Source organism: Aquimarina longa SW024 (assembly GCF_001401755.1).
In the GTDB taxonomy this organism is placed as follows: domain Bacteria; phylum Bacteroidota; class Bacteroidia; order Flavobacteriales; family Flavobacteriaceae; genus Aquimarina; species Aquimarina longa.
The window spans coordinates 126234-147464 of the sequence record NZ_AVQK01000015.1 but is presented as its reverse complement, the minus strand read 5'-3'; the positions used below and the strand labels follow the sequence as shown (position 1 = coordinate 147464).

22 protein-coding genes and 1 riboswitch are annotated in these 21231 nt (G+C 33.7%); of the genes, 17 read left to right on the top strand and 5 right to left on the bottom strand.

What is annotated here, in order from left to right; genetic code table 11:
* Nucleotides 1-43: 43 nt before the first annotated feature.
* Together N456_RS03230 and N456_RS03225 are read right to left on the bottom strand one after the other, a co-directional pair.
* Nucleotides 44-982, bottom strand: coding sequence for a toxin-antitoxin system YwqK family antitoxin (locus N456_RS03230; RefSeq protein WP_062053843.1), 939 nt, complete (start codon nt 980-982; stop codon nt 44-46).
* A 22-nt stretch (nt 983-1004) separates the two neighbouring features.
* A complete protein-coding gene (locus N456_RS03225) occupies nt 1005-1979 on the bottom strand; it encodes a hypothetical protein (protein WP_062053840.1) in 975 nt (324 codons plus the stop codon).
* 282 nt (nt 1980-2261) lie between these two features.
* Here N456_RS03225 and N456_RS03220 point away from each other — a divergent pair, with 282 nt between their 5' ends.
* Genes N456_RS03220 through N456_RS03205 form a run of 4 tightly spaced genes read left to right on the top strand, consistent with a single transcriptional unit; the run spans nt 2262 to nt 6188 of the window.
* Nucleotides 2262-3728: a cobyric acid synthase gene (locus tag N456_RS03220; protein ID WP_062053838.1), complete on the top strand. Its 1467-nt coding sequence runs from the start codon at nt 2262-2264 to the stop codon at nt 3726-3728.
* On the top strand, nt 3725-4744 hold the full coding sequence (locus N456_RS03215; RefSeq protein WP_062053836.1) for a pyridoxal phosphate-dependent aminotransferase: 1020 nt from the start codon (nt 3725-3727) through the stop codon (nt 4742-4744). The genes N456_RS03220 and N456_RS03215 overlap by 4 nt, the downstream gene beginning before the upstream one ends.
* A complete protein-coding gene (gene cbiB, locus N456_RS03210) occupies nt 4729-5655 on the top strand; it encodes an adenosylcobinamide-phosphate synthase CbiB (protein WP_062053834.1) in 927 nt (308 codons plus the stop codon). Before N456_RS03215 ends, cbiB begins: the two co-directional genes overlap by 16 nt.
* Nucleotides 5655-6188 (top strand): AAA family ATPase, encoded by a 534-nt coding sequence (locus tag N456_RS03205; protein ID WP_062053833.1) that lies wholly within the window; start codon nt 5655-5657, stop codon nt 6186-6188. Before cbiB ends, N456_RS03205 begins: the two co-directional genes overlap by 1 nt.
* A gap of 49 nt (nt 6189-6237) precedes the next feature.
* On the opposite strand, the gene N456_RS03200 is transcribed toward N456_RS03205, so the two are convergent.
* A complete protein-coding gene (locus N456_RS03200) occupies nt 6238-6627 on the bottom strand; it encodes a hypothetical protein (RefSeq protein WP_062053831.1) in 390 nt (129 codons plus the stop codon).
* A 461-nt stretch (nt 6628-7088) separates the two neighbouring features.
* Here N456_RS03200 and N456_RS03195 point away from each other — a divergent pair, with 461 nt between their 5' ends.
* Both N456_RS03195 and N456_RS03190 read left to right on the top strand, forming a co-directional pair.
* Entirely contained in the window at nt 7089-7577 is a 489-nt protein-coding gene (locus tag N456_RS03195; RefSeq protein WP_062053829.1) for a hypothetical protein, read from the top strand.
* A 1280-nt stretch (nt 7578-8857) separates the two neighbouring features.
* Entirely contained in the window at nt 8858-9535 is a 678-nt protein-coding gene (locus N456_RS03190) for a class I SAM-dependent methyltransferase (protein ID WP_062053827.1), read from the top strand.
* A gap of 70 nt (nt 9536-9605) precedes the next feature.
* Here N456_RS03190 and N456_RS03185 read toward each other — a convergent pair whose 3' ends face one another.
* Complete coding sequence (locus N456_RS03185; RefSeq protein WP_240315469.1) at nt 9606-10058, bottom strand: GNAT family N-acetyltransferase; 453 nt, start codon at nt 10056-10058, stop codon at nt 9606-9608.
* Nucleotides 10059-10801: 743 nt separating this feature from the next.
* Nucleotides 10802-10994: riboswitch (cobalamin riboswitch) on the top strand.
* A gap of 107 nt (nt 10995-11101) precedes the next feature.
* Between N456_RS03185 and N456_RS03180 the strand changes: the two genes are divergently transcribed.
* From N456_RS03180 to cobA, 4 genes are read left to right on the top strand one after another with little or no spacing between them, the layout of a single operon-like run.
* Complete coding sequence (locus N456_RS03180; protein WP_062053825.1) at nt 11102-13360, top strand: TonB-dependent receptor; 2259 nt, start codon at nt 11102-11104, stop codon at nt 13358-13360.
* 2 nt (nt 13361-13362) lie between these two features.
* Complete coding sequence (locus N456_RS03175; RefSeq protein WP_062053823.1) at nt 13363-14184, top strand: (2Fe-2S) ferredoxin domain-containing protein; 822 nt, start codon at nt 13363-13365, stop codon at nt 14182-14184.
* Nucleotides 14171-14986: a Rossmann-fold NAD(P)-binding domain-containing protein gene (locus tag N456_RS03170; protein ID WP_062053821.1), complete on the top strand. Its 816-nt coding sequence runs from the start codon at nt 14171-14173 to the stop codon at nt 14984-14986. Before N456_RS03175 ends, N456_RS03170 begins: the two co-directional genes overlap by 14 nt.
* 2 nt (nt 14987-14988) lie before the next feature.
* Entirely contained in the window at nt 14989-15708 is a 720-nt protein-coding gene (gene cobA / locus N456_RS03165; protein WP_062053819.1) for a uroporphyrinogen-III C-methyltransferase, read from the top strand.
* Between the two features lie 122 nt (nt 15709-15830).
* On the opposite strand, the gene N456_RS03160 is transcribed toward cobA, so the two are convergent.
* Complete coding sequence (locus N456_RS03160) at nt 15831-16736, bottom strand: LysR family transcriptional regulator (RefSeq protein WP_062053817.1); 906 nt, start codon at nt 16734-16736, stop codon at nt 15831-15833.
* A 94-nt stretch (nt 16737-16830) separates the two neighbouring features.
* On the opposite strand from N456_RS03160, the gene N456_RS03155 reads away from it, so the two are divergent.
* From N456_RS03155 to N456_RS03125, 7 genes are all read left to right on the top strand, one after another.
* Nucleotides 16831-17442, top strand: a complete 612-nt coding sequence (locus N456_RS03155) for an NAD(P)H-dependent oxidoreductase (RefSeq protein WP_062053815.1) — start codon at nt 16831-16833, stop codon at nt 17440-17442.
* A 148-nt stretch (nt 17443-17590) separates the two neighbouring features.
* The gene (locus N456_RS03150; protein WP_062053813.1) at nt 17591-18532 is read left to right on the top strand and encodes a 2-hydroxyacid dehydrogenase; all 942 of its coding nucleotides are present in this window, start codon (nt 17591-17593) and stop codon (nt 18530-18532) included.
* Nucleotides 18526-19146, top strand: a complete 621-nt coding sequence (locus N456_RS03145) for an HD domain-containing protein (protein ID WP_062053811.1) — start codon at nt 18526-18528, stop codon at nt 19144-19146. The genes N456_RS03150 and N456_RS03145 overlap by 7 nt, the downstream gene beginning before the upstream one ends.
* Nucleotides 19147-19269: 123 nt before the next feature.
* Nucleotides 19270-19728: a DUF1801 domain-containing protein gene (locus N456_RS03140; protein WP_062053809.1), complete on the top strand. Its 459-nt coding sequence runs from the start codon at nt 19270-19272 to the stop codon at nt 19726-19728.
* Between the two features lie 29 nt (nt 19729-19757).
* Complete coding sequence (locus N456_RS03135; protein ID WP_062053807.1) at nt 19758-20138, top strand: VOC family protein; 381 nt, start codon at nt 19758-19760, stop codon at nt 20136-20138.
* Nucleotides 20139-20478: 340 nt separating this feature from the next.
* On the top strand, nt 20479-20817 hold the full coding sequence (locus N456_RS03130) for a TM2 domain-containing protein (RefSeq protein ID WP_062053805.1): 339 nt from the start codon (nt 20479-20481) through the stop codon (nt 20815-20817).
* 82 nt (nt 20818-20899) lie between these two features.
* A complete protein-coding gene (locus N456_RS03125; RefSeq protein ID WP_062053803.1) occupies nt 20900-21223 on the top strand; it encodes an ArsR/SmtB family transcription factor in 324 nt (107 codons plus the stop codon).
* The last annotated feature ends 8 nt before the right edge of the window (nt 21224-21231 follow it).

The following is a 21231-nucleotide window of genomic DNA, read 5'->3' as shown; positions in this document are numbered from 1 at the left end:
TATTTTGATAGTATATTTCTAATGGTTTCATTACTCCATATCCTTATCGTGGTATCACTTCTATAGGTATATCAAAGTATATGGTTCTGGTGTCTGATACTATGGTATCGTTTTTTGTTTTATCAAAAAATTCTTTTAGGTTATGTTTTCCAGGAGTTATAGCAGCTATTTCATTAAAATACCCTCGTATGGTATCCTTACCTATTCGCTTAGGTTTTAAGTAGAATACTACGGTTTTTTTATGATCGGCAGTATCTATTTTTGTTTTTTCTACGGGGTATTTGGTATTGTATTTTAGGCTTAGGATGCGCTGTGTTGGGATTCCGTTTTGTGTAGTACTCTCTTGGTTATAAAATTCTGCATCAAAATTTTCTTTGGTATAGTCTTTCGGTAATACCACTAAGAAATCTCCTTGTTTTTCTTTAAATTTAAAAGCAGGTACATCGGATTGAAAGAAAAACCGTATCGAATCTCCTAGTTTTACTTTCCTAGGTTGTACTTTATATTTCATACTCGTCCCCTCTCGTATGGTATCACCCCCAGGGAGCATTAACCATAGCTGATTGGTATAGGATTCTCCTCTAATAATCTTATATTCTTTTACAAAATCTAGAGTACCTTCTTTAGTATAGTTCTTCCAAATTTTAATACGTTCATTCTTTTGACTATACAGCCCTTTTTGTCTTACTTTTCCATTTTCATAAAAATCTTTGTAATAAATAGAGCCATCATCATTCCAATATTTTATCATATATAAATTATCATTCTCAGAATCTTCGTAAAAATATACAGAATCATTTTTTACATGATTCTTATATGATGTTTTAGACATTATTCGCCCACTTTTATGATATACTATTCGTTCTCCTTGCCATAGTGAATCTTTATCTATATAATAATAGCCTTCTATAGTACCATCATCATATTTTTCAATAACCTTAGTCAATTCTTTTTTACAGCTTACTACTACTAATGTACTCATACATAATAAGAACAGTACAATTTTATTGTGCATATTTCGGTTCTATTTTAATGGTATATTTTAGCATAGGGGTATTCTTTTTAGTATGGTATATCGAGTCTTTTTCAGCATTTTCTCTTCCGATAACATCACTAATACTACCATTGATCACTTTAGCATCAAGCTCTCTTGTAAGACTACGACTAACTCTATAAGTAACTGTATCTACCATATTTTTAGTGTATAACTTTTCACTTTTCCCTTGTTTCTCACTCCCACCATATACTTCATCTGCTTTTACATAGATATCATAGAATTTTTTTATTGATTTGATGCCACTTACGACTAGGTTAAAGACTAGTAGTATATTTTCTCCTTTTAGGGGTCCTTCTCCACGGGGTGCTATCCCTGGGCTTCCCCACTTATTATGGTCTGTAGGATTGCTATCTCTGGGTTCTATACCATAGCCTCCTGCCTGATCAGATGACCCCCATAGGGTTGCACCACCTCGGTCTGTATTATGCCTGCTGTATTGCAGTTGGGGCATTCCCCATTCTTTTCTTTCATCTACTTTTCCGTAGTGATTGGGATGGTCTTTCAATAAGTACCACTTACAGGTACCCTCGTGCCACTTATAGGTATTGCGGATCTCATCTTGCCATAGTTGCCCATCTTCTCTGCCAGGGTATCCTGGTTTTCCATACTTTACAGGGTCGTGTACATATCCATTAGCGATCACCATAGTGCCTCGTAGCTCTCCATCGCGCAGGCGATCTGTATAGGTAATGTCTTTGATCTCTAGTACATCCCCAGGAAAATCTTTTCTAAACAAAGGGTTTCTTGCCAGTTGATTAACTCGTGCTGTAATATTTTTATGTAGTGTATGACTAAGGTTAGTGCTAGGTTGCCCTGCTGCTTCTTGTAGTGTCCTGGCGATGGTTTTTTGTACCTCTCTGCCTACTTTATTTGCCATGCTTCTAAATCCTAGATGCCCCAGATAGATTTCTATATCAGTCATGTGTATATGTATATTGTATGAGTATATGCGTTTAAAAGTACTAAAACTGTTACAGGATACAAAATATAGAGGATATAGATTATATTATTATTTGTATGAAGGCAATCTTACTCTAATGTAAGACCCCATAATTAGGATAAAAAAAGGGGGTATATCGTATTCAATAAGGGCTTTGAGATACAATCCATCATAAAAAATAAAACAACCAGATTATTTAAGTAATTTTGGTTTCGATATATGTTATAGGGTTAGTGTATTTAAAAAATCTGATATTTATTGCAAATGAAAAAATTACGTCCTATTATGTTTGTAGGTACAGGGTCTGATGTAGGTAAGAGTATGTTGGTAACGGGGGTCTGTAGGCTATTAAAACAAAAGGGATACCACCCGGCTCCGTTTAAGGCGCAGAATATGTCGCTTAATAGTTTTGTAACCCCAGATGGGTTAGAGATTGGGAGGGCACAAGCGGTACAGGCAGAGGCTTGTGGTATTGCTTGTACTACGGATATGAATCCTATTTTATTAAAACCCTCGGGAGCGAATACTTCTCAGGTAGTACTCCACGGTAAGCCAATTGGAGATCAAACGATCAGAGATTATTTTTTAGGGAATAATAAGGAGCATCTTTTTAAAGAGGCTAAGACGGCATTTGCTAGACTACAGCAAACCTATAGCCCTATTGTGTTAGAGGGAGCTGGTAGTATCAGTGAGCTGAATCTAAAACATCGTGATATTGTAAATATGCGTATGGCAGCTGCCGCGGATGCTGATGTGTATCTTATTGCAGATATTGATAAAGGAGGGGTTTTTGCTAGTGTATATGGTTCTATAACACTTCTCGAGCCTTGGGAAAAAGCACTGATAAAAGGAGTGATCATCAATAAGTTTAGAGGGGATGCTTCTTTGTTCGAAGAGGGTAAATTGCTCTTAGAGAAACTTACAGGGGTTCCTGTACTGGGAGTGATCCCGTATGCAAAAGAGATCTATATCGAAGAGGAAGATTCTGTAGGGTTACAAAAAAAGAATACGACTACAGCAAGCGGATTGGTTACTATTGCCATTATACTGCTGCCGTATATTGCTAATTATACCGATTTTAATGTATTAGAAAAAGATCCCAGAACTCATGTTTTTTATACCACTGACCCCCAGAGTATTGCTACATCGGATATCATTATACTCCCGGGGAGTAAAAATACCATACAGGATTTACTATTTCTTAGAAATCAGGGGATTGCTACAGTAGTACTAGAGGCGTATAATCAACAAAAAAAGATTATCGGAATCTGTGGAGGATACCAGATGCTAGGAAAAATGATCGAAGATCCTATGGGGGTAGAGAGTAGTATTAAGGCGATCCCTGGGTTAGGGATTTTACCAATAACTACTCGATTGGCTACAGAGAAAACAACGACACAGTGCCGTTTTAGGTTTAAGAATATGACTGCAGCCTGCGTAGGGTATGAGATCCATATGGGAGAGACTACCATTATGGGAGGTGAGCCGTTAAATCATATCGGAGCCACCCCAGAAGGGGTAATTGTTGGTAATTGCTGGGGGACTTATATCCACGGAATCCTAGATAATACTACCGTGATCGAAGCGCTGTTACAGGAGTATACTACTGCTAAGGCTATTCCTTTTAATTATAAAGCGTATAAGGAAGAGAATTATGATAAGCTAGCGACTTTATTAGAAGAGCATCTGGATATTAATGCTATTATTTCCCAAACACAGATACCATTATGATATATGGACACGGCGATGATGGCTATCGCTATGCAATAGATTTTAAAGCTAATTTTAGCTCTAATATTTGGCATGAGGGGATTTCGGAACAGCTCATATCGCATCTTATGGAACAGTTACCCCGTATTGCCAATTACCCGACTCCTAATGCTGATGTATTGACCAAGAAAGTGGCAGAGTACCATCAATTAAATCCATCGCAGGTCGTAATGACCAATGGAGCTACTGAAGCATTTTATAGTATTACTCATCTTTTTTATACTAAAAAAGTAGCGATTGGTATTCCTACTTTTTCGGAGTATGAGGATGCGTGTTTACGTAGTGCTATGGAGATTACATACTATAATCGGGCAGAGGTAATGCAGTCCTCTTTTACAGAAGACTTGGTCTTTTTATGTAACCCTAATAATCCAGATGGAGTGAGTACTACAATAGTAGCGATAGAGAAACTGCTATCCTCTTTTCCTAATACTACCTTTATCATAGATGAGGCGTATATTGATTTTACTGTTGGGATCACATCGTGCGTACCCCTTTTGGCACACTATACCAATCTGATTATTGTAAGATCGCTAACCAAGTTATTTGCGATACCAGGATTGCGATTAGGATATATCTTATGTTCCTCGGATATAGGAGAAAAACTACAACAGTCTAAAATGCCGTGGACCGTAAATACAATGGCAATTGAGGCAGGAAAATATATCTATGATAACTACCAAGAGGTATCACCTAATATGGCAACCTTATTAAACTATAGCAAGGTACTGCAACAGCAAATTGATGCAATATCAGGGTTTACAGTTATCCCATCAGAAACAAATTACTTTTTGGTACGCCTAGAGCATCCTAATGCGACTGCTCTAAAAGAGTATTTGATCCATACACATCAGTTATTGATTAGAGATGCTTCTAATTTTAGAGGACTAGACGGGCACTATATTCGTATTGCTAGCCAAGATCCAAAAAAAAATGAGCTACTCCTTAATGCCTTACATCAATGGAGCAAGCAGTAGTATTGATTCCTTTGCTTATCGGGTATATACTCGATCTGATACTGGGAGATCCCAGGTGGTTACCCCATCCGATACGATTATTTGGTAACTGTATTGCGTATGGCGAAAAATTATTGAATACTTCTTCTTTTCGTTTTATCAAAGGAATGGTGCTTACGCTAGGATTAGTAATGGCTACTGTTTTATTTTTTTATTATGCTCAAAAAATGAGTACTCCATACCCGATTATCTACTATACATTTACTTCGATATTTGTATTCTACGCCTTGGCAAATAAAAGTCTGATAGATGAGGGAAAAGCTGTTTTTAAAGCGCTGTCAGAAGGGGTGATACAGGGTAGAAAACGACTATCATGGATCGTAGGGCGAGAAACAGATCAGTTACACCCACAACAGATCAAAACGGCAGTTTTTGAAACCTTATCAGAAAATCTTAGCGATGGGGTAATCGCTCCACTGTTTTATTATGCGTTGTTTGGGGTATCTGGAGCAATGGGATATAAGATGATCAATACACTGGATTCTATGATTGGGTATAAAAATAAACGTTATATTGATTTTGGAAAATTTGCTGCTAAACTCGATGATGTGGCTAATTATATCCCTGCTAGAGTTACGGCATTCTTAATGCTGCTAGTGACCTTAAAACTGCATAAAATTCCCTTTGTACTACGGTATGGCAAACAGCATTCTAGCCCTAATGCAGGGTATCCCGAGGCAGCATTGGCAGCGATTCTGGATTGTAGGTTTGGAGGACCTAATTATTATCATGGTACATTGGTAGATAAGCCTTTTATCGGTACTAATGATAGAATTCTACAGGATTATGAAATAAAGATTGTAGCAAGAGTAAATCAAAAAGTAACTCTAGCATTTGTGATTATAATTTGTATTGTATATTATTTATTGTAATGCATAAAAGATTTATCATCACCGGAGCTCCTGGTACAGGAAAAACAACGGCTATTAATACGCTACGCAAATCTGGATATCAGTGTTTTGAAGAAATTTCTAGAAAAATAATATCTCATCAACAAGAGAACGGAGGGACTAAAACGCCTTGGGGAGATCTTACGGGATTTACCGATATGATATACCAACAAACGATCATAGAACTACAATTAACTATTACCAAACATACATTTGTAGATCGGGGATTGCCAGATATCATTGCATATCTACAAGCAGGGACACATCCTATCCCAGAATATTTATTGGATTTTCCGTTTAAGAAATTTTATAACACTACGGTGTTTTTAATGCCACTATGGGAGGAGATTTATAGTACTGATCCACAGCGCCCTCAGTCTTATGAGGAAGCGATGCTGATTCATCAACATCTTATCCGAGTATATAAGCGTTTAGGGTTTAAGGTTATTGTAGTGCCTAAAACTACGGTAGCACAACGAGTGGATTTTATGCAATCGATTATTACTACGGATTGATTTTTTAAGCTTCATAACCAAGTTGTATTACATACTCTGGGTTTAAGCATTATTCTGCTTCTGCTAATAAAACAAAGGAATTGTTTGACACAGGAGAAACATTGTATTCTTTTATATGTTCAATAGTTTTGAGATATTTTTCTGCCTCTTCAAATGCTGCTTGCATAGGGCTTAATGCAGAATTTCCTTTGATCGTTATAATTTTAGACATAAATCCCCCATCTATAAATTCTACTGTGATTTTCCATTTCTTTATAGAATGAAAACTTTTTACTTTGGTCTCTTTTTTTGCTTCTTTCTCCTTTGGTTCTTCTGTTATAGAAGAGGTATATCGTATAGTATCTGGTAAAAAGGATCGTGTATTAATATCTTTAGCATTTGCCTGAATGATGATTAAGAAATTTAATACGATCGCTATTTTTCTTTTTATGTTTTTCATTGTAAAAATAATTATGATGTTTTGTATAGTGCAAATATCTTCTTGATTCTTCTTTGGCAATACACCAATACTAGTGAAAATGATAATCCCTTTTTTCCGTGAAGCTCAATAATGTAAACCTCGATAAAAGACCATATTATCTCGTTATTGTGCTAAGAAAAAGGTTAAAAAAAACACAATCAATTATAAATCAATAGTATATCGAAATAACATGTGCGTTAAAAAGAGAAATCTGAAAATATAGAAATATATTTCCTTGATACTACTAGAACTACTCTTAATACCTAAATGCAATAAGTGCTTAAAATCGTTAAAAAAAAAATGCCAGTTCCGAAAAATGAAACTGGCATCTCTTATACTTGTAGTATAAAAATAATAGATAGACATCTTAGAGAAATAACGAAGTATGTAATTAGAGAGCATACGACACATGATGTACTATATATAAAACAAACCATAATATGGCGTTAGAAAATTTAATCAGTATTGCATTTACCGATGAGGAATTAACTACCTTAGATCAACATCTTACCGGAATTAAAAGAGTATTAGAAGGCAAAACGGTAAACCTTACTCCAGACCAAAGACAGCAGTATGGTCGTATCGCTAATCAAAATAAATTGATTGTAGATAAAGCAAAAAGTTATATGGAGCAAAACCCTACTTGGATACCCCATTTTTTGGACAAAGAAGAGTTTGATAGAGATTATATTACTCGCAAACAAGTAGAGGATAGGATACAATTATTAAGAAGCTTATCACAACAATTAGTAGATACCAAGACATTGCTGGATCATGATAATTATACAAATTCTATTACATTTTATAGAATGGTACGTTTTTTAGCTGGCGAAAATGAACCTGGAGCAAAAACGGTATATGAAGATATGAAAGTATTATTCAAAAAATCAACCTCTACTACTGCTACTACAAAGAATACCCCTACATAAAACAATACCCATCTTAGATATCAATAAAAGCTGCTTAATGCAGTTTTTATTGGTTTATATCCTATACTACCAACCTGAATTCGACATAACAAAATTCACGTCAGTCAGCGTGATTTTCGATAGAAAATAGTATCGAAGACCAGTGATTTTTCCATCAAAAGCCTTGTCATCTTGAGCCTGTCGAAAGGTCGATACAATTTTTCTCCATGTCATCTCTAGCCCTTCAACTTAGCTCAGGACAGCCTAAAGTCGAGAGGTCACTACGAAAAACCACTCATTTTGACGACTTTTTAAAATCAAGCCCTTACATCGAATTCACGTTTTTACGCTTTGTACTTTTAGGATTTAGGTACAAAAAAATAACGTTTTAGACCTTCAAGGTTTTTAAAAACCTTGAAGGTCTGCGTTAAAATCATAATAGTTTTGATTAAAAAATCAACTTTAGGGATTAAAACAGATAGATAATCGATTACATAATTAACATAACCTGAGTTCGACATAACAAAATTCACGTCAGTCAGCGTGATTTTCGATAGAAAATAGTATCAAAGACCAGTGATGCCTATTCTAAAGGGTCCTAGCCCTGTATAAGGTACTATGAGGCTTTATCTTATAGGCTACTATCTATTATTCTTACCCATTAGACCCCTTATGAAAGTACTTCTAAGCATTACAGAAGTACTCCGAAGGAGTGTAATAAGGGATATGATGCCTATTATAAGGGGTTCTATCCCTATATAAAGTATTACGACGCTTTATCTTATAGGCTCTACCTACTATTCTTACCTATTAGACCCCTTATGGAAGTACTTCTAAGTATTACAGAAGTACTCCAAAGGAGTATAGTAAGGGATATGATACCTGTTCTAATGGGTTTTATCCCTATGCAAAGTATTACAAGGCTTTACCTTATGGACTCTATCTACTATTCTTACCCATTAGACCCCTTATAGAAGTACTTCGGGGTACTTTAATTAAGCTATAGACCCCCTAGCCTGATGGGGGTAAAGCCCATAAGATAAGGGCAGTGATATATTAAGAAATGTATTGTAACTGGTTGATAGAGTGTGTGCAAGGAGAGAATAGTGGTATGGTATATTTTTTTTGATCATTGTGGGATATAACTTGCTCTTCGAAGTCAGCAGACTTTGCCTTTATGGCATAAGAACAAGTCCGTTTGTATACATGCAATTTTTTAAATTGTATAGCTTATAATTTGTACGTTTGTTTATATGTCTATAATTATGTTTTTATAGTTTATATAGATCAATAGAGTGTTTATGAAGAAAAAAGAAAATGGAACTAGGAGAATAAAGAAACCTTGGCCAACTAAAGCTGCTATGGAACAGATTTATGAGAAGAAGCTTTGGGGAGGTAACACATCTGATTTTTATTCGGGTATAGGGTCGCATCGTCCTGAGATAGTAACTCCATATATAGCTGTTTTAACATCATTTTTAACCTCTTTTAAAAGCCCTATTGTAGTCTGCGATTTAGGTTGTGGAGATTTTAATGTAGGAAAAGAATTGGTACAACATACTAAGAAGTATGTTGCGGTAGATATCGTAACAGCTCTTATAGCTTATAATAAAGAAAAATTTAAAGTAGAACATTTAGAATTTCATTGTTTGGATATTGCAGTAGATGATTTGCCTACTGGAGATTGTGTTTTATTAAGACAAGTACTACAACATTTATCGAATGCTGAAGTGCTAAGTATAGTACGAAAACTAACTGACTTTAAATACATTATTATAACAGAACATGTACCCGAAGGAGATTTTACACCCAATAAAGAGATTATTTCAGGACAGGGAACTAGGTTAAAAAAACAGAGTGGTTTAAACCTATTAGCTCCGCCCTTTAATTTTAAAGTAAAAGAAGAAAAACAATTATTGTCTATTGTTTTAAATGATTGTAAAGGGGTTATAACAACTACACTTTATAAAATGTTTTAACCTATATCTAGTTTACTTAAGGTTGTTTTAACGTGTTTTTACTAGTGACAGCAGAGAATTACCGGACTACTCAATTGGCAAATGTTTTTTCCATTATTATATAATTAATATCTCCTTTAATAAAGTTTTTGGTAGTTTGTATCATTCCAAATTTTTCATAAAATGAAGTTTTATCCGCTCTAGCGTTACACCATAGTTTCTCAATCTTTTTTTCATTAGAAATAAGCTCTATTACATGATGAAGTAAGATAGAGCCATATCCATTGCCTTGTTCAGAAGTTTTAGTTGCAAATTTTCTGAATTGGGCACAATTATTCTTTATAAATAATGATACAACAGAAATAATGGTTGAGTCTTTTAAAAGTCCAAAATGTATGCCTTCTTCATCGTTATTCAGTATTATAAATTCACGTGGTTTATCTGGCCACATTACTTGGTGCCTAAGATTATATGTTTCTTGAGCGTTTATGACTTTAATTTTAATACTCATTTCAGTTTTAATATTTGCCAATACTTTTCCCAAAATAACTATATTTCTTATATGAGTAGTTAAATTAGTAAATCTTTTATGCCTTTATTGCGCCATGAGTATGCCTCTGCTGTTGTTATAGGGAGTGTAACTAAATAGTAGGTTAAAGGAAATATGGTATTCTATATTTTGTGGAGCAATGACTTAAGATCTTTTTTTCTCTCGATAATTATTGATAATATAAACGGTACTACAAGAAAGAATGAAACTAATAATAAAAATAAATATCCTCCCAAACTCTCGGCAAGCTTGTGTATTACAATTAAACTGTAAATAAAAATTAGTTATAATCATATTATAAAGTCCTAATGTGATTATAAAAAAGATTAAAAAAAGTAAAAGCTTGAAAAAATTACGCATATATAAAAGAGTTAAAAGTTAACTATATTTTTTATTCCCTTATAGAAAGGTTACTACCAGAAACTTGCTTCAAAATTAAACTATTTTTTCGGAATCATACCTCGCAGGCTTGTCCCGAGATCATTGATTGAAAATAAATGAAACTTATCCGTGTTTTTGTAATTACTTACTAGCAAGAACAAAAAAAGTAATGCTCCCTAATTAGTAGAGCGTATTAAATCCACATTCTATGATAGAAAATATAGTATAGAATGTGGATTTAATTGCTAATGTACTATAAAAATAGATGGAACCATAGGTTTTATAAGTTATCTATTGTTATACACAAACGAACTTAAAAAATACAAACTTAAATTTAGATATCATAAAATACAGTATCTTCGCGGCTGATTTATGGTTCTTTTAGAAATAAAAGATGAAAAGGGAATTTGGTGAAAATCCAAAACTGTTCCCGCAACTGTAATACATAGTTTAATATGTTATGATTAATAGGCCACTGTAGAGATATTCTATGGGAAGGTAATTATAACGATGTAAAGTCAGGAGACCTGCCACAAATCACAATGTAATAATAACTCTCGGGTAAAGAGTTAGATATAGCTAGGAGTCTTATATGATCTATAACAAAGACTCTATTTATTTCTATAACTTTTCCCACAATAACTTCAGTTTTTTAAATGAAAAAAAATGTGTTTTGTGGTGTATTGGTTTTGATTAGTCTATCAGTCTTTTCACAATCCAACACCGTTTTAAAAGGAATTATAAAAGATACCAATACAGGTAGTAATATCCCTGATGTATCCATTTCAATCTTAGAAAAAAATAAAGGAACTACTAGTGATCCAGATGGGCGATATCAGATAACGCTTCCTGTTGGAGAATATGATGTGCAATTCTCTGCAATAGGGTATATGACTTTTACTAAAAAGATTACTTTAAATGAAAAAGAACAGGTACAACATATAGGGCTTACTATATCTGAGACAGCGCTATCCGAGGTGATTATCCAATCGGGCAGAAAAAAAGAGATAGGGGTTAATAATGTATCCAAAATATCATTAAGGTTAAGACCTATAAATAGCGCTCAGGATTTACTTACAACAGTTCCCGGTCTTTTTATAGCACAGCATGCTGGTGGTGGTAAAGCGGAGCAAATATTTTTACGAGGATTTGATAATGATCATGGGACTGATTTTGCTGTATTGGTAGATGATATCCCTGTAAATCTAAGTTCGCATGCACATGGACAAGGGTATGCAGATATGCATTTTTTGATTCCAGAAACTGTAGGAGATGCGAATTATTATAAAGGACCTCATGAGGCTTCTTTAGGAAATTTTGCAGTATCTGGTGGTGCCACTTATACTACTAAAAGTAGGCTAAACCAAAACTCCCTAAAATTAGAATACGGGCAGTATGATTTTGTAAGAGCTCTGGGGATGGTGACACTCTTGGATAAAAAGAATTTTCTAACCAAAAACTATGAGAATGCCTATATTGCAGTAGAGGGAACCTATAATAAAAGCTTCTTTGAAAGTCATCAAAACCTAAGGAAAATAAATACATTCTCTAAATATACGGTGGCCATTAATGATCGTAATACCTTAACTACTTCGGTATCGACTTTTCATAGCAATTGGAATGCATCTGGGCAAATCCCCCTACGAGCAGTACAGTCTGGGATAATAAATCGATTTGGAGCAATAGATGATAGTGAAGGTGGAGATACAGAACGTATCCATATCAATACTCAGCTACAGTCTAAGCTATCAGAGAAGATCAGTTTTAAAAACCAATTGTATTACATCTCTAATCTGTATAATCTATTTTCTAATTTCACCTTTTATTTAGATGACCCGATAAATGGAGATATGATCCATCAATTCGAAAACCGAGATGTATTTGCCTATAATGGAACACTACAGATAAATACCTTAATTGGAACAATGAAAAGCAACACCAAATTAGGGCTTGGTGTGCAACATACTAGGAATAAAACCAGCCTTAATAGGAGTGTCAAAAGAGAGCTATTGGAAACAGTAGGCACCTTTAAAATTAAAGAAACTAATTATAGCCTGTATATTAGAGAACAACTAAAACTAACAGATAAGTTCTCTATTCTGGCGGGGCTTAGAGGAGATTACTTTACATTTGATCTAGAAGAATTGGTTCCTAATGCTAGCGCAGATGATACTAATGCATTTAGATTTAGTCCTAAATTGAGTCTTTTCTATGATATTACACCAAAGATTCAGTTGTATGCCAAGGCGAGTTCTGGTTTTCATTCTAATTATACGAATGCTGCAGTTACCCAAAAAGAAATACACCCACTACCTAAAGCTATTGGATATGATATCGGTACTGAGTTTAAAATAGGAAAACAGTTCATCGGTAATCTTGCCGGTTGGTATATCAAAAGTGATGCAGAATATGTTTTTGTATCCGATAGTTTTGAGTTCGAAAATAAGGGGCGATCAGAACGGATCGGTGGAGAAGCTTCTTTTCGTTATCAACCATTACCTTATTTTTGGTTAGATACAGATCTTAATTATAGTTATGGTACCTTATTAAATGAACCTGCAGACGCTAATAAAATCCCCTCTGCTCCAAGATTTACAACTACAGGAGGAGCTACCGTAAAATTAAAAAATGGAATCAAAGGATCTCTGAGATACCGATATATGGCAGAACGACCATTGGTTGAGGATGAATCGGTTACTGCACAGGATTATTTTTTGATGGATACTACAATTAAATATACTAGATCAGCCTATGAAATAGGGCTGTCTGTAGAAAATATTTTTGATCAAAAATGGACCGAAGCGTTATTCTATGATGCTTCACAGCTAGCTAACGAAACCGCTCCGGTTGATGATTTTCATTTTACTCCAGGAAACCCTTTCTTAGCGAAACTAAACGTAACATATTTCTTTTAATTATGGGAAAAAATATCAGTAATGTAACTACTACTTTTCAATTCTGTGATGGAGGATCTTGCCAAAAAGCAAAAAGTGAAATTGCTATCCGAGAGGCTAGAGCATACCTGCGTAATAATGGATTATGGGATACTACTCATACGATAAAAACTAGATGTAATGGCAGGTGTGAGGATGCCCCAACATGGATCGTACAACCTGGTAACTTCTGGTATAAAAATGTAACCCCAGAAAAAGCTACAGCTATTATGAAATCTCATATGGAAAAAAATCAGCCTGTAGAAGAACACTTATTATATAAAGAAGGATGGTCGGTGTTGCTAACTGATAATGAGAGAACAATAGCACCTATTGTTTTTAAAAATAAAATAGATCCAGAACTAGGAGAAGCATTAGTCGCTAGGTCATTTGCTTCGGATCAACACCTCTATCCGTTATTTCAATACTTATGTACAGAACCTAAGCCTATCGCAGTACAGCAATATGATACCGAGATTATTGAGTTAAAATCTTCTCATCAGGTGCTGTATACAGACCCTTATGAGGTAGAGATTAAAGGAAAAGAAGTACAGCTAAGACTTGCTATTGCTGGGATGCCTAAAAATATCTCAGAAGAGATAATAGATCGCAAAGTAAGTGTTGCAGAGGTGATTTGGCTAAAAAAAATAAGTACCTTTACCAAAGCAATACGACTAAAAAATAAAAAAGGAAAACACTTGGTTACATTTTGGATAAAAGAAGATGATAGAACTACCTGGAATCATATTCTAAGCATATACCTAAATATGTCACCAGATCATATTAGAATTAGTGAAGAAGTCTAAGAACATAAGCATATTAGGATGCGGATGGTTAGGATTGCCATTGGCTATTGACCGTATTGGTAAAGGAGATACCATAAAAGGATCTACAACTACAGAGGGTAAGTTAGAGCGTTTAAAAGCAGAAGGGATTATTCCTAGCCTTTTTACGCTTGGCACTGCTACAAAAGAAACATATATAGATTTTGTATCCGATAGTGAAATTATGGTTATCAATTTTCCACCAAAGAGGATTCCTAATATAATAGATATCTACCAAGAACAACTACAATCTATACTTCCGTATATTCCTAAAACCCAAAAAGTAATCTTTATCAGTTCTACCTCAGTATACCAGAATACAAATGATGAGGTGAATGAGACATTAGAAATTACTCCCGAAAAAGAATCAGGAAAAGCTGTTGCAGCAGTAGAGCAGTTACTGCAAGAGCAATTAGGAGATCGTGTAACCATCATTAGATTATCAGGGCTTATTGGAGATGATCGCTTGCCGGGGAGATTTCTTGCCAATAAGAAAGAAGTCCGCAATGGAGATGCCCCTATTAATGTCATTCATAGAGACGATTGTATTGGGTTGATCAATGCAGTTATAGAAAAAGAAGTGTGGGGAGAGGTTATTAATGGTTGTGCGGATCAACATCCGATACGAAAAGAATATTATACCCTTGCAGCTAAAAATATAGGGCTTACTCCACCAAGTTTTATTTCACAAGAAAAAATAGCATATAAGATTATATCTAATGCTAAGAGCAAAACACTTTTAGGATATTCGTATATTCACCCCGATCCTTTAAAATTGATTTAAGAATGTACCCTGTAGCAATTGTAGGTGCTGGTCCTGGAGATCCAGAATTATTAACCGTTAAAGCATCACGTCTTATTAAGAATGCAGACGTGGTTCTGCACGATAACCTCGTCTCAGACGCTATATTAGCAATAAGTAACGGAGAAAAAATCTATGTAGGACGTAAGTTTGGAGACACCTCGGATCAGATAGAACGCCAACAAAAAATTAATGAATTGCTAGCAAGCTATCACCTACAAGGTAAAAAAGTAGTACGGCTAAAGTCTGGAGATCCATATATCTATGGTAGAGCGGCAGAAGAAGCACGGTATCTTACAGAAAAAGAAATTCCTTTTCAGGTAATACCAGGTATTTCTGCAGCACTAGCAGCAGCTAATATTTTTAATATTCCGATTACGGAGAGAAATAAATCTAATGCGATGCTGATATGTACTGCACATACGGCAGATTATTCTTTTGAGCAACTTACTGGGATCGCGCATATGCTAAAAGCTGGTAATACTATCTCTATATACATGGGACTTAAAAGCCTACACAGAATTATCCCTAAACTGCTAGAGGTTTGTAAAGATGACACCATACCAGTTACTATTGCCTCTAGAGTATCAAGAGAAGATCAAGCAACCTTAACAGGTACTCTAGGAACAATTCAGGAACTTGTAACCTATAGCGATATACAAATGCCCGCAGTCTTACTGATCGGAGCAGATCCTATAGTATAATAGTCATATCTATGACGTTTCCTTACAGGTCAGGCTTTTCGCTATATCTTTTTCTATATGAACTCCATCAAAGGAGTGCTTATAAAAAAAGGATGTCGCTGCAATCCTTAACGCAAGTATTATTAATTGATTCGATTAATCTCTTTTGCTAACATAGTTTTAATTTGTAACACCTCTGTTGCTAATTTTGTTTGTTTTTTTATAGCATAATAAAATATATCCTCTACCTCTTTATTTCCTTCCCAAAGAATTTTAATACCTCCTGTTGCTAATTGATTTTTACATAAAAAACTAGGAATCAATGCTAGTCCATTTTTATGAGATATACATCTAAGAATTGAAATCATATTAGGCACTAAGTAATTAGGTTTGTTGTAGCGTTTTTTATTAAAATTATGTGCCCAGAACCGTTTTAAAAACCCCATTACATTAGAGGAACTGTACCATATTTGAGTTTTAAGCTCTTCTTCTAATTCTTTCCAGTTTTTAGTATCAATTAATGATTCGATGTTTTTTGTATCAGTTTTACTTCCTGCAACTAATAAGATTTTTTGTTTAAAAAAAGAAGTGTACTCTAGATAAGGGTTCTCTATTTTTTCTGGCGTAATAACGATATCCAAAATCCCTTCATTTAGTTCTTTTAGTAGCTGAGGGTATTCCCCAAAATGCGCAATGATATCAAAATCAAACTCTCCGATATGGGGTTCAAAAAAAGTCTGAAAAACCTCAGAGCACATTCCAATACTTACTGTTATTCTATCTTTTATTCCAGTCTTTTTAAAATGTTGTTCTGCTTTTTCTAACCTCTTTATAGCATCAATGATATAATCATATAAGATAATTGCCCGCTCTGTTGGAATCATTTTTCGAGATGTTCTTTCAAAAAGCTTGTATCCAATATAAGATTCTAATGAACTGATATGTAAACTTACCCCAGGTTGTGAAGAAAAAAGCTCTTCTGAGGCTTTAGTTAAATTCCCTAATTCATATACTGTTTTAAAAGTTCGGTACCATTCTAGATGTATCATGCTATTATAATTATAATACAAAAGTATAGTATATACTATTTATATTATAGTTCTCTTTAAAATATATTTGTATTAAAATTTAAAAAATAGTATTATGAAAAATATTCTTATCATCAATGGGTGGCATACTTTTGCAGGTTCTAAAGGAACCTTTAACAAATCTCTGTTTAAGATTTCAACATCTTTTTTTAATACTTCTGATATGTATACCATTAAAACTACCGAAATAGATAATGGATATCATATCGAGGATGAAGTTTTAAAATTTATCTGGTCGGATATTGTTATCTATCATACTCCTATCTGGTGGTTTTCTATTCCTTTTAATTTTAAAAAATACTTAGATGAAGTATTAACGGCAGGCTACAAAAACGGAATGTGGGAAAGTGATGGACGTACTGCTAAAAATCCTGAAATCAATTATGGAACTGGCGGACTCCTAACCGGCAAAAAATATATATTAACCACAAGTTGGAATGCCCCAAAAGGTGCTTTTATACTTCCTAATGAATTTTTTAATGAGATAAGTGTAGATAATGGTCCAATGTCTGGGTTTCATGGAATGAATAAATATCTAGGATTACAACGTATTGCATCATTACAATTTCATGATATAGAAAAAAATGCGAATGCTAATCAAGAATTAGAGAACTATACATTATTTCTTGAGCATTACTTTTCAAAACAGAAGATAACAACTAATTAAAGGACTATGGAAAAGTCTAAAGGAAGTTAATAATAAGTGTTGTTTTATACAGGGATTGATGTTAAATACTCTTAAAATCTAACCTGATATTTATCAAAAATATGGGATATGATTTTTATTACTTAATTTTGAAGATTAAAAACGATACATGAAGATACTTCACTTAGACACTAATCATCCATTACTTATTAATGAGCTTAAAGAGATAGGTTTTCAGAATGATGAAGCGTATACTGTTGATAAATCTGAAATTGAAGATAGAATCGAAAATTATGATGGCATCATTATTCGAAGTCGATTTGCAATTGATAAACCTTTTTTGGATAAAGCTAAAAGCTTAAAATTTATTGGTAGAGTAGGTGCAGGATTAGAAAATATCGATATAGAATATGCAAAACAATTAGGAATTAAACTTTATAATGCCCCTGAAGGGAATCGTAATGCCGTAGGTGAACATGCATTAGGGATGATACTCTCGTTATTTAATAAATTAAATAATGGAAACCAAAGTATTAGAAATGGGCAATGGCTTAGAGAAGCACATAGAGGTATCGAATTGGATGGAAAAACAGTAGGTATTATTGGATACGGTAATATGGGAAGAGCTTTTGCAAAAAAATTACGCGGTTTTGCAGTAGAAGTTATCTGTTATGATATCAAAGAAGATGTAGAAAATAGTGATGCTACTCAAGTAGAACTCAATGAGCTGTTTGAAAAAACAGACATATTGTGTCTTCATACCCCAGAAACCAAGGATACTATAGGTATGATTAATACAGAATTTATTAATAAGTTTAAACGACCATTTTGGCTAATCAATACAGCGCGAGGAAAAAGTGTAGTAACCGCAGATGTAGTAGAAGCGATAGATAATAAAAAGATTCTGGGAGCAGGTTTAGATGTTTTAGAATATGAAAAATCATCTTTTGAAAACTTATTTACTTCTAAACAAGAAATCCCAGATGCATTAGCAAGGTTACTGAAAATGGATAATGTGCTTCTAAGCCCTCATGTAGCAGGATGGACTGTAGAATCCAAAGAAAAATTAGCGCAGACTATAGTGGATAAAATTAAATCCGAATTTTGCTAAGAGATATTTTTATACCATTAGCTCATAACTATTGTGATGATGCTACACATATTGAGTCCTTATGGAACGCTATTGAAAATGCACATAATACAAAGGCTAGATATTATCATAATCTTGCTCATTTAGAGCATTTATATCGATGTTTACTCAATGTAAAAAATAACATTAAAGATTGGGATATGATACTATTTGCGCTGTTCTATCATGATTATGTCTACAATGTACTTCAGCAAAATAATGAAGAACAAAGCGCAAAAAAAGCCATCGAAGTGTTGAGTTCATTATCAATAGATAAAAACCGTATCACATCTTGTTCAGATATGATACTAGCTACTAAGGGACATCATATTTCTAAAAACAATGATGTGAATTATTTTACTGATGCAGACCTCTCTATATTAGGAAGCGATTGGGGGCAGTATACGATCTATTTTGCAAACGTAAGAAAAGAGTATAAGTACTACCCTAATTTTATGTACAATAAAGGAAGAGTAAAAGTGCTTCATCATTTTATACAGATGCCTACTATCTTTAAAACTGATTATTTTTATCGTAGGTATGAACAACAGGCAAAGAAAAATCTTCAACAAGAGATGGATACACTTACTAAGTAATATCATTTAGCTATTGATTGCATTAGAATTTAATAGCTAGATTTTATAATTTTCATTTTTAGTAACTTTATAAATCAGAAGTAAGAGGTACTCATCTAAAAATTCTGATTAAAGATTATAGTTATGCAATATAAAGCGAAAACACCTGACGAATATATAGAGGCGATCCCCAAAGAAAGACAAGCAGTGATGAATACGCTTAGAAAGGTAATAAAAGAGAATTTACCACAGGGGTTTTCTGAAGAAATAAACTATGGTATGATAGGATATGTCGTCCCACACAATATATATCCTGATGGGTATCACTGTGATCCTAAGCTACCTCTGCCTTTTATGAATATTGCTTCACAAAAGAATTTTATTGCAGTATATCACAGCGGCATCTATGCTAATGCTGATTTAATGAAATGGTTTGTAGAAGAATACCCTAATTATATAAAAACAAAATTGGATATGGGTAAAAGCTGTATCCGGTTTAAAAAAATAGATCAAATCCCTATGAAACTTATCGGAGAATTAGCTGCTAAAATGACTCCACAAGAATGGATTGATATCTATGAGTCTAATATAAAAAAGAAGTAAGAATATTCTTGCTAAAAATTATTATAACTATGAAACGAGTAACAGGTATTGGAGGGATATTTTTTAAAACCGCAGATCCCAAAAAAACAAAAGACTGGTATAGAGATCATCTAGGACTAAATACTGATGATTATGGATGTACATTTTGGTGGAAAGATAAAGAAGGTAATAATTGTTCTACGCAATGGAGTCCTTTTAAGGATGACACCACTTATTTTGCTCCTAGCAAGAAAGAATTTATGATGAACTTTAGAGTAGAAAACCTAATCGATTTACTAGAGGTACTCAAAACTGAAGGGGTTACTGTACTTGATAAGGTAGAAGAATATGAATATGGAAAATTTGGTTGGATTATAGATCCTGAAGGTAATAAAATCGAACTTTGGGAGCCTGTAGATAAAGCTTTTTAGTATGTAGACAAATGCATCTTTATTCAGAAGAGAGTATCAGTTTTTGGGTTATAATTTTATTGATCATTTCCTTTGTACCTTCTTTGTACAGGAAAAAATTAATATTCTTTAAGGAGAGATATTCCTTAAAATTCTACAGAATTATCCAAAAATTTTGAATCCCAATTTATGAAGGTGTTATTAGTTAGTAACATAGAATATAATTTATAAAGCATTGAGAATTATAATTAATTCACCTAGCGAAAAATTGAAGAGATAAAAAACATTCTTACAAGACTTCTGATTTTTAATTGTTTTTTTTTGTATTTTTCTCAAAATTAATAAACCATTATAGACAATTATGAGTGAAGAAAACAACAACTTAGGAGACGATATAAAAAAAGGAGCAGAAGCAGCAGCAGATTCTGTTAATGATTTTGCTAACGAAGCTACAGGAATTGTTAATTCTACAGAGAACAAAAAAATGCTAGCTGGTATTCTAGGAATACTATTAGGTGGTTTTGGAGTTCATAAGTTTATTTTAGGATATACTAAGGAAGGTATAATTCAAATAATAGTAACTATTGTAACTTGTGGTATCGGTTCTTTTATTGGTCTAATAGAAGGGATTATTTATCTGACTAAATCAGATGAAGAGTTTTATCAAACATATCAAGTAGGTAAAAAACCTTGGTTCTAAATAATATAAAAGCTAGAGTTTTTAATTCTAGCTTTTTTATTTTAGTTTATTATCGTAATATTGCAATATTATAATATGAATTATGGGTATTACTAAAACAGAAATATTTGATCATCATCAAAATGAGCTAGCTCAATTCTTCAAAATATTGGGGCATCCAGCGCGTATTGCTATTCTTCAATATATCAGCAAACAAAATACATGTATATGCAATGACTTAGTTGAAGAAATAGGGTTAGCACAGGCGACAATATCGCAGCATCTTAAAGAGTTAAAAAGCATAGGGTTACTTAAAGGAGAAATTGAAGGTAAAAGCATATGTTATTGTATAGATGTTGATCGATGGAATATGTTACAAAAAAGTCTAAACTCATTTTTTAATACTACTAAAACAAATTGTTGTTAAACCTATTT

Excerpts from the sequence above, each read along its gene's own strand:
- N456_RS03180 (WP_062053825.1), top strand. The coding sequence starts at position 11,102 with ATGAAAAAAAATGTGTTTTGTGGTGTATTGGTTTTGATTAGTCTATCA.
- N456_RS03200 (WP_062053831.1), bottom strand. The coding sequence starts at position 6,627 with ATGAAAAACATAAAAAGAAAAATAGCGATCGTATTAAATTTCTTAATC.
- N456_RS03220 (WP_062053838.1), top strand. The coding sequence starts at position 2,262 with ATGAAAAAATTACGTCCTATTATGTTTGTAGGTACAGGGTCTGATGTA.
- N456_RS03125 (WP_062053803.1), top strand. The coding sequence starts at position 20,900 with ATGGGTATTACTAAAACAGAAATATTTGATCATCATCAAAATGAGCTA.
- N456_RS03205 (WP_062053833.1), top strand. The coding sequence starts at position 5,655 with ATGCATAAAAGATTTATCATCACCGGAGCTCCTGGTACAGGAAAAACA.
- N456_RS03175 (WP_062053823.1), top strand. The coding sequence starts at position 13,363 with ATGGGAAAAAATATCAGTAATGTAACTACTACTTTTCAATTCTGTGAT.
- N456_RS03225 (WP_062053840.1), bottom strand. The coding sequence starts at position 1,979 with ATGACTGATATAGAAATCTATCTGGGGCATCTAGGATTTAGAAGCATG.
- N456_RS03130 (WP_062053805.1), top strand. The coding sequence starts at position 20,479 with ATGAGTGAAGAAAACAACAACTTAGGAGACGATATAAAAAAAGGAGCA.
- N456_RS03230 (WP_062053843.1), bottom strand. The coding sequence starts at position 982 with ATGAGTACATTAGTAGTAGTAAGCTGTAAAAAAGAATTGACTAAGGTT.
- cbiB (WP_062053834.1), top strand. The coding sequence starts at position 4,729 with ATGGAGCAAGCAGTAGTATTGATTCCTTTGCTTATCGGGTATATACTC.
- N456_RS03155 (WP_062053815.1), top strand. The coding sequence starts at position 16,831 with ATGAAAAATATTCTTATCATCAATGGGTGGCATACTTTTGCAGGTTCT.
- N456_RS03150 (WP_062053813.1), top strand. The coding sequence starts at position 17,591 with ATGAAGATACTTCACTTAGACACTAATCATCCATTACTTATTAATGAG.
- N456_RS03195 (WP_062053829.1), top strand. The coding sequence starts at position 7,089 with ATGGCGTTAGAAAATTTAATCAGTATTGCATTTACCGATGAGGAATTA.
- N456_RS03160 (WP_062053817.1), bottom strand. The coding sequence starts at position 16,736 with ATGATACATCTAGAATGGTACCGAACTTTTAAAACAGTATATGAATTA.
- N456_RS03135 (WP_062053807.1), top strand. The coding sequence starts at position 19,758 with ATGAAACGAGTAACAGGTATTGGAGGGATATTTTTTAAAACCGCAGAT.
- N456_RS03215 (WP_062053836.1), top strand. The coding sequence starts at position 3,725 with ATGATATATGGACACGGCGATGATGGCTATCGCTATGCAATAGATTTT.
- N456_RS03190 (WP_062053827.1), top strand. The coding sequence starts at position 8,858 with ATGAAGAAAAAAGAAAATGGAACTAGGAGAATAAAGAAACCTTGGCCA.
- cobA (WP_062053819.1), top strand. The coding sequence starts at position 14,989 with ATGTACCCTGTAGCAATTGTAGGTGCTGGTCCTGGAGATCCAGAATTA.
- N456_RS03140 (WP_062053809.1), top strand. The coding sequence starts at position 19,270 with ATGCAATATAAAGCGAAAACACCTGACGAATATATAGAGGCGATCCCC.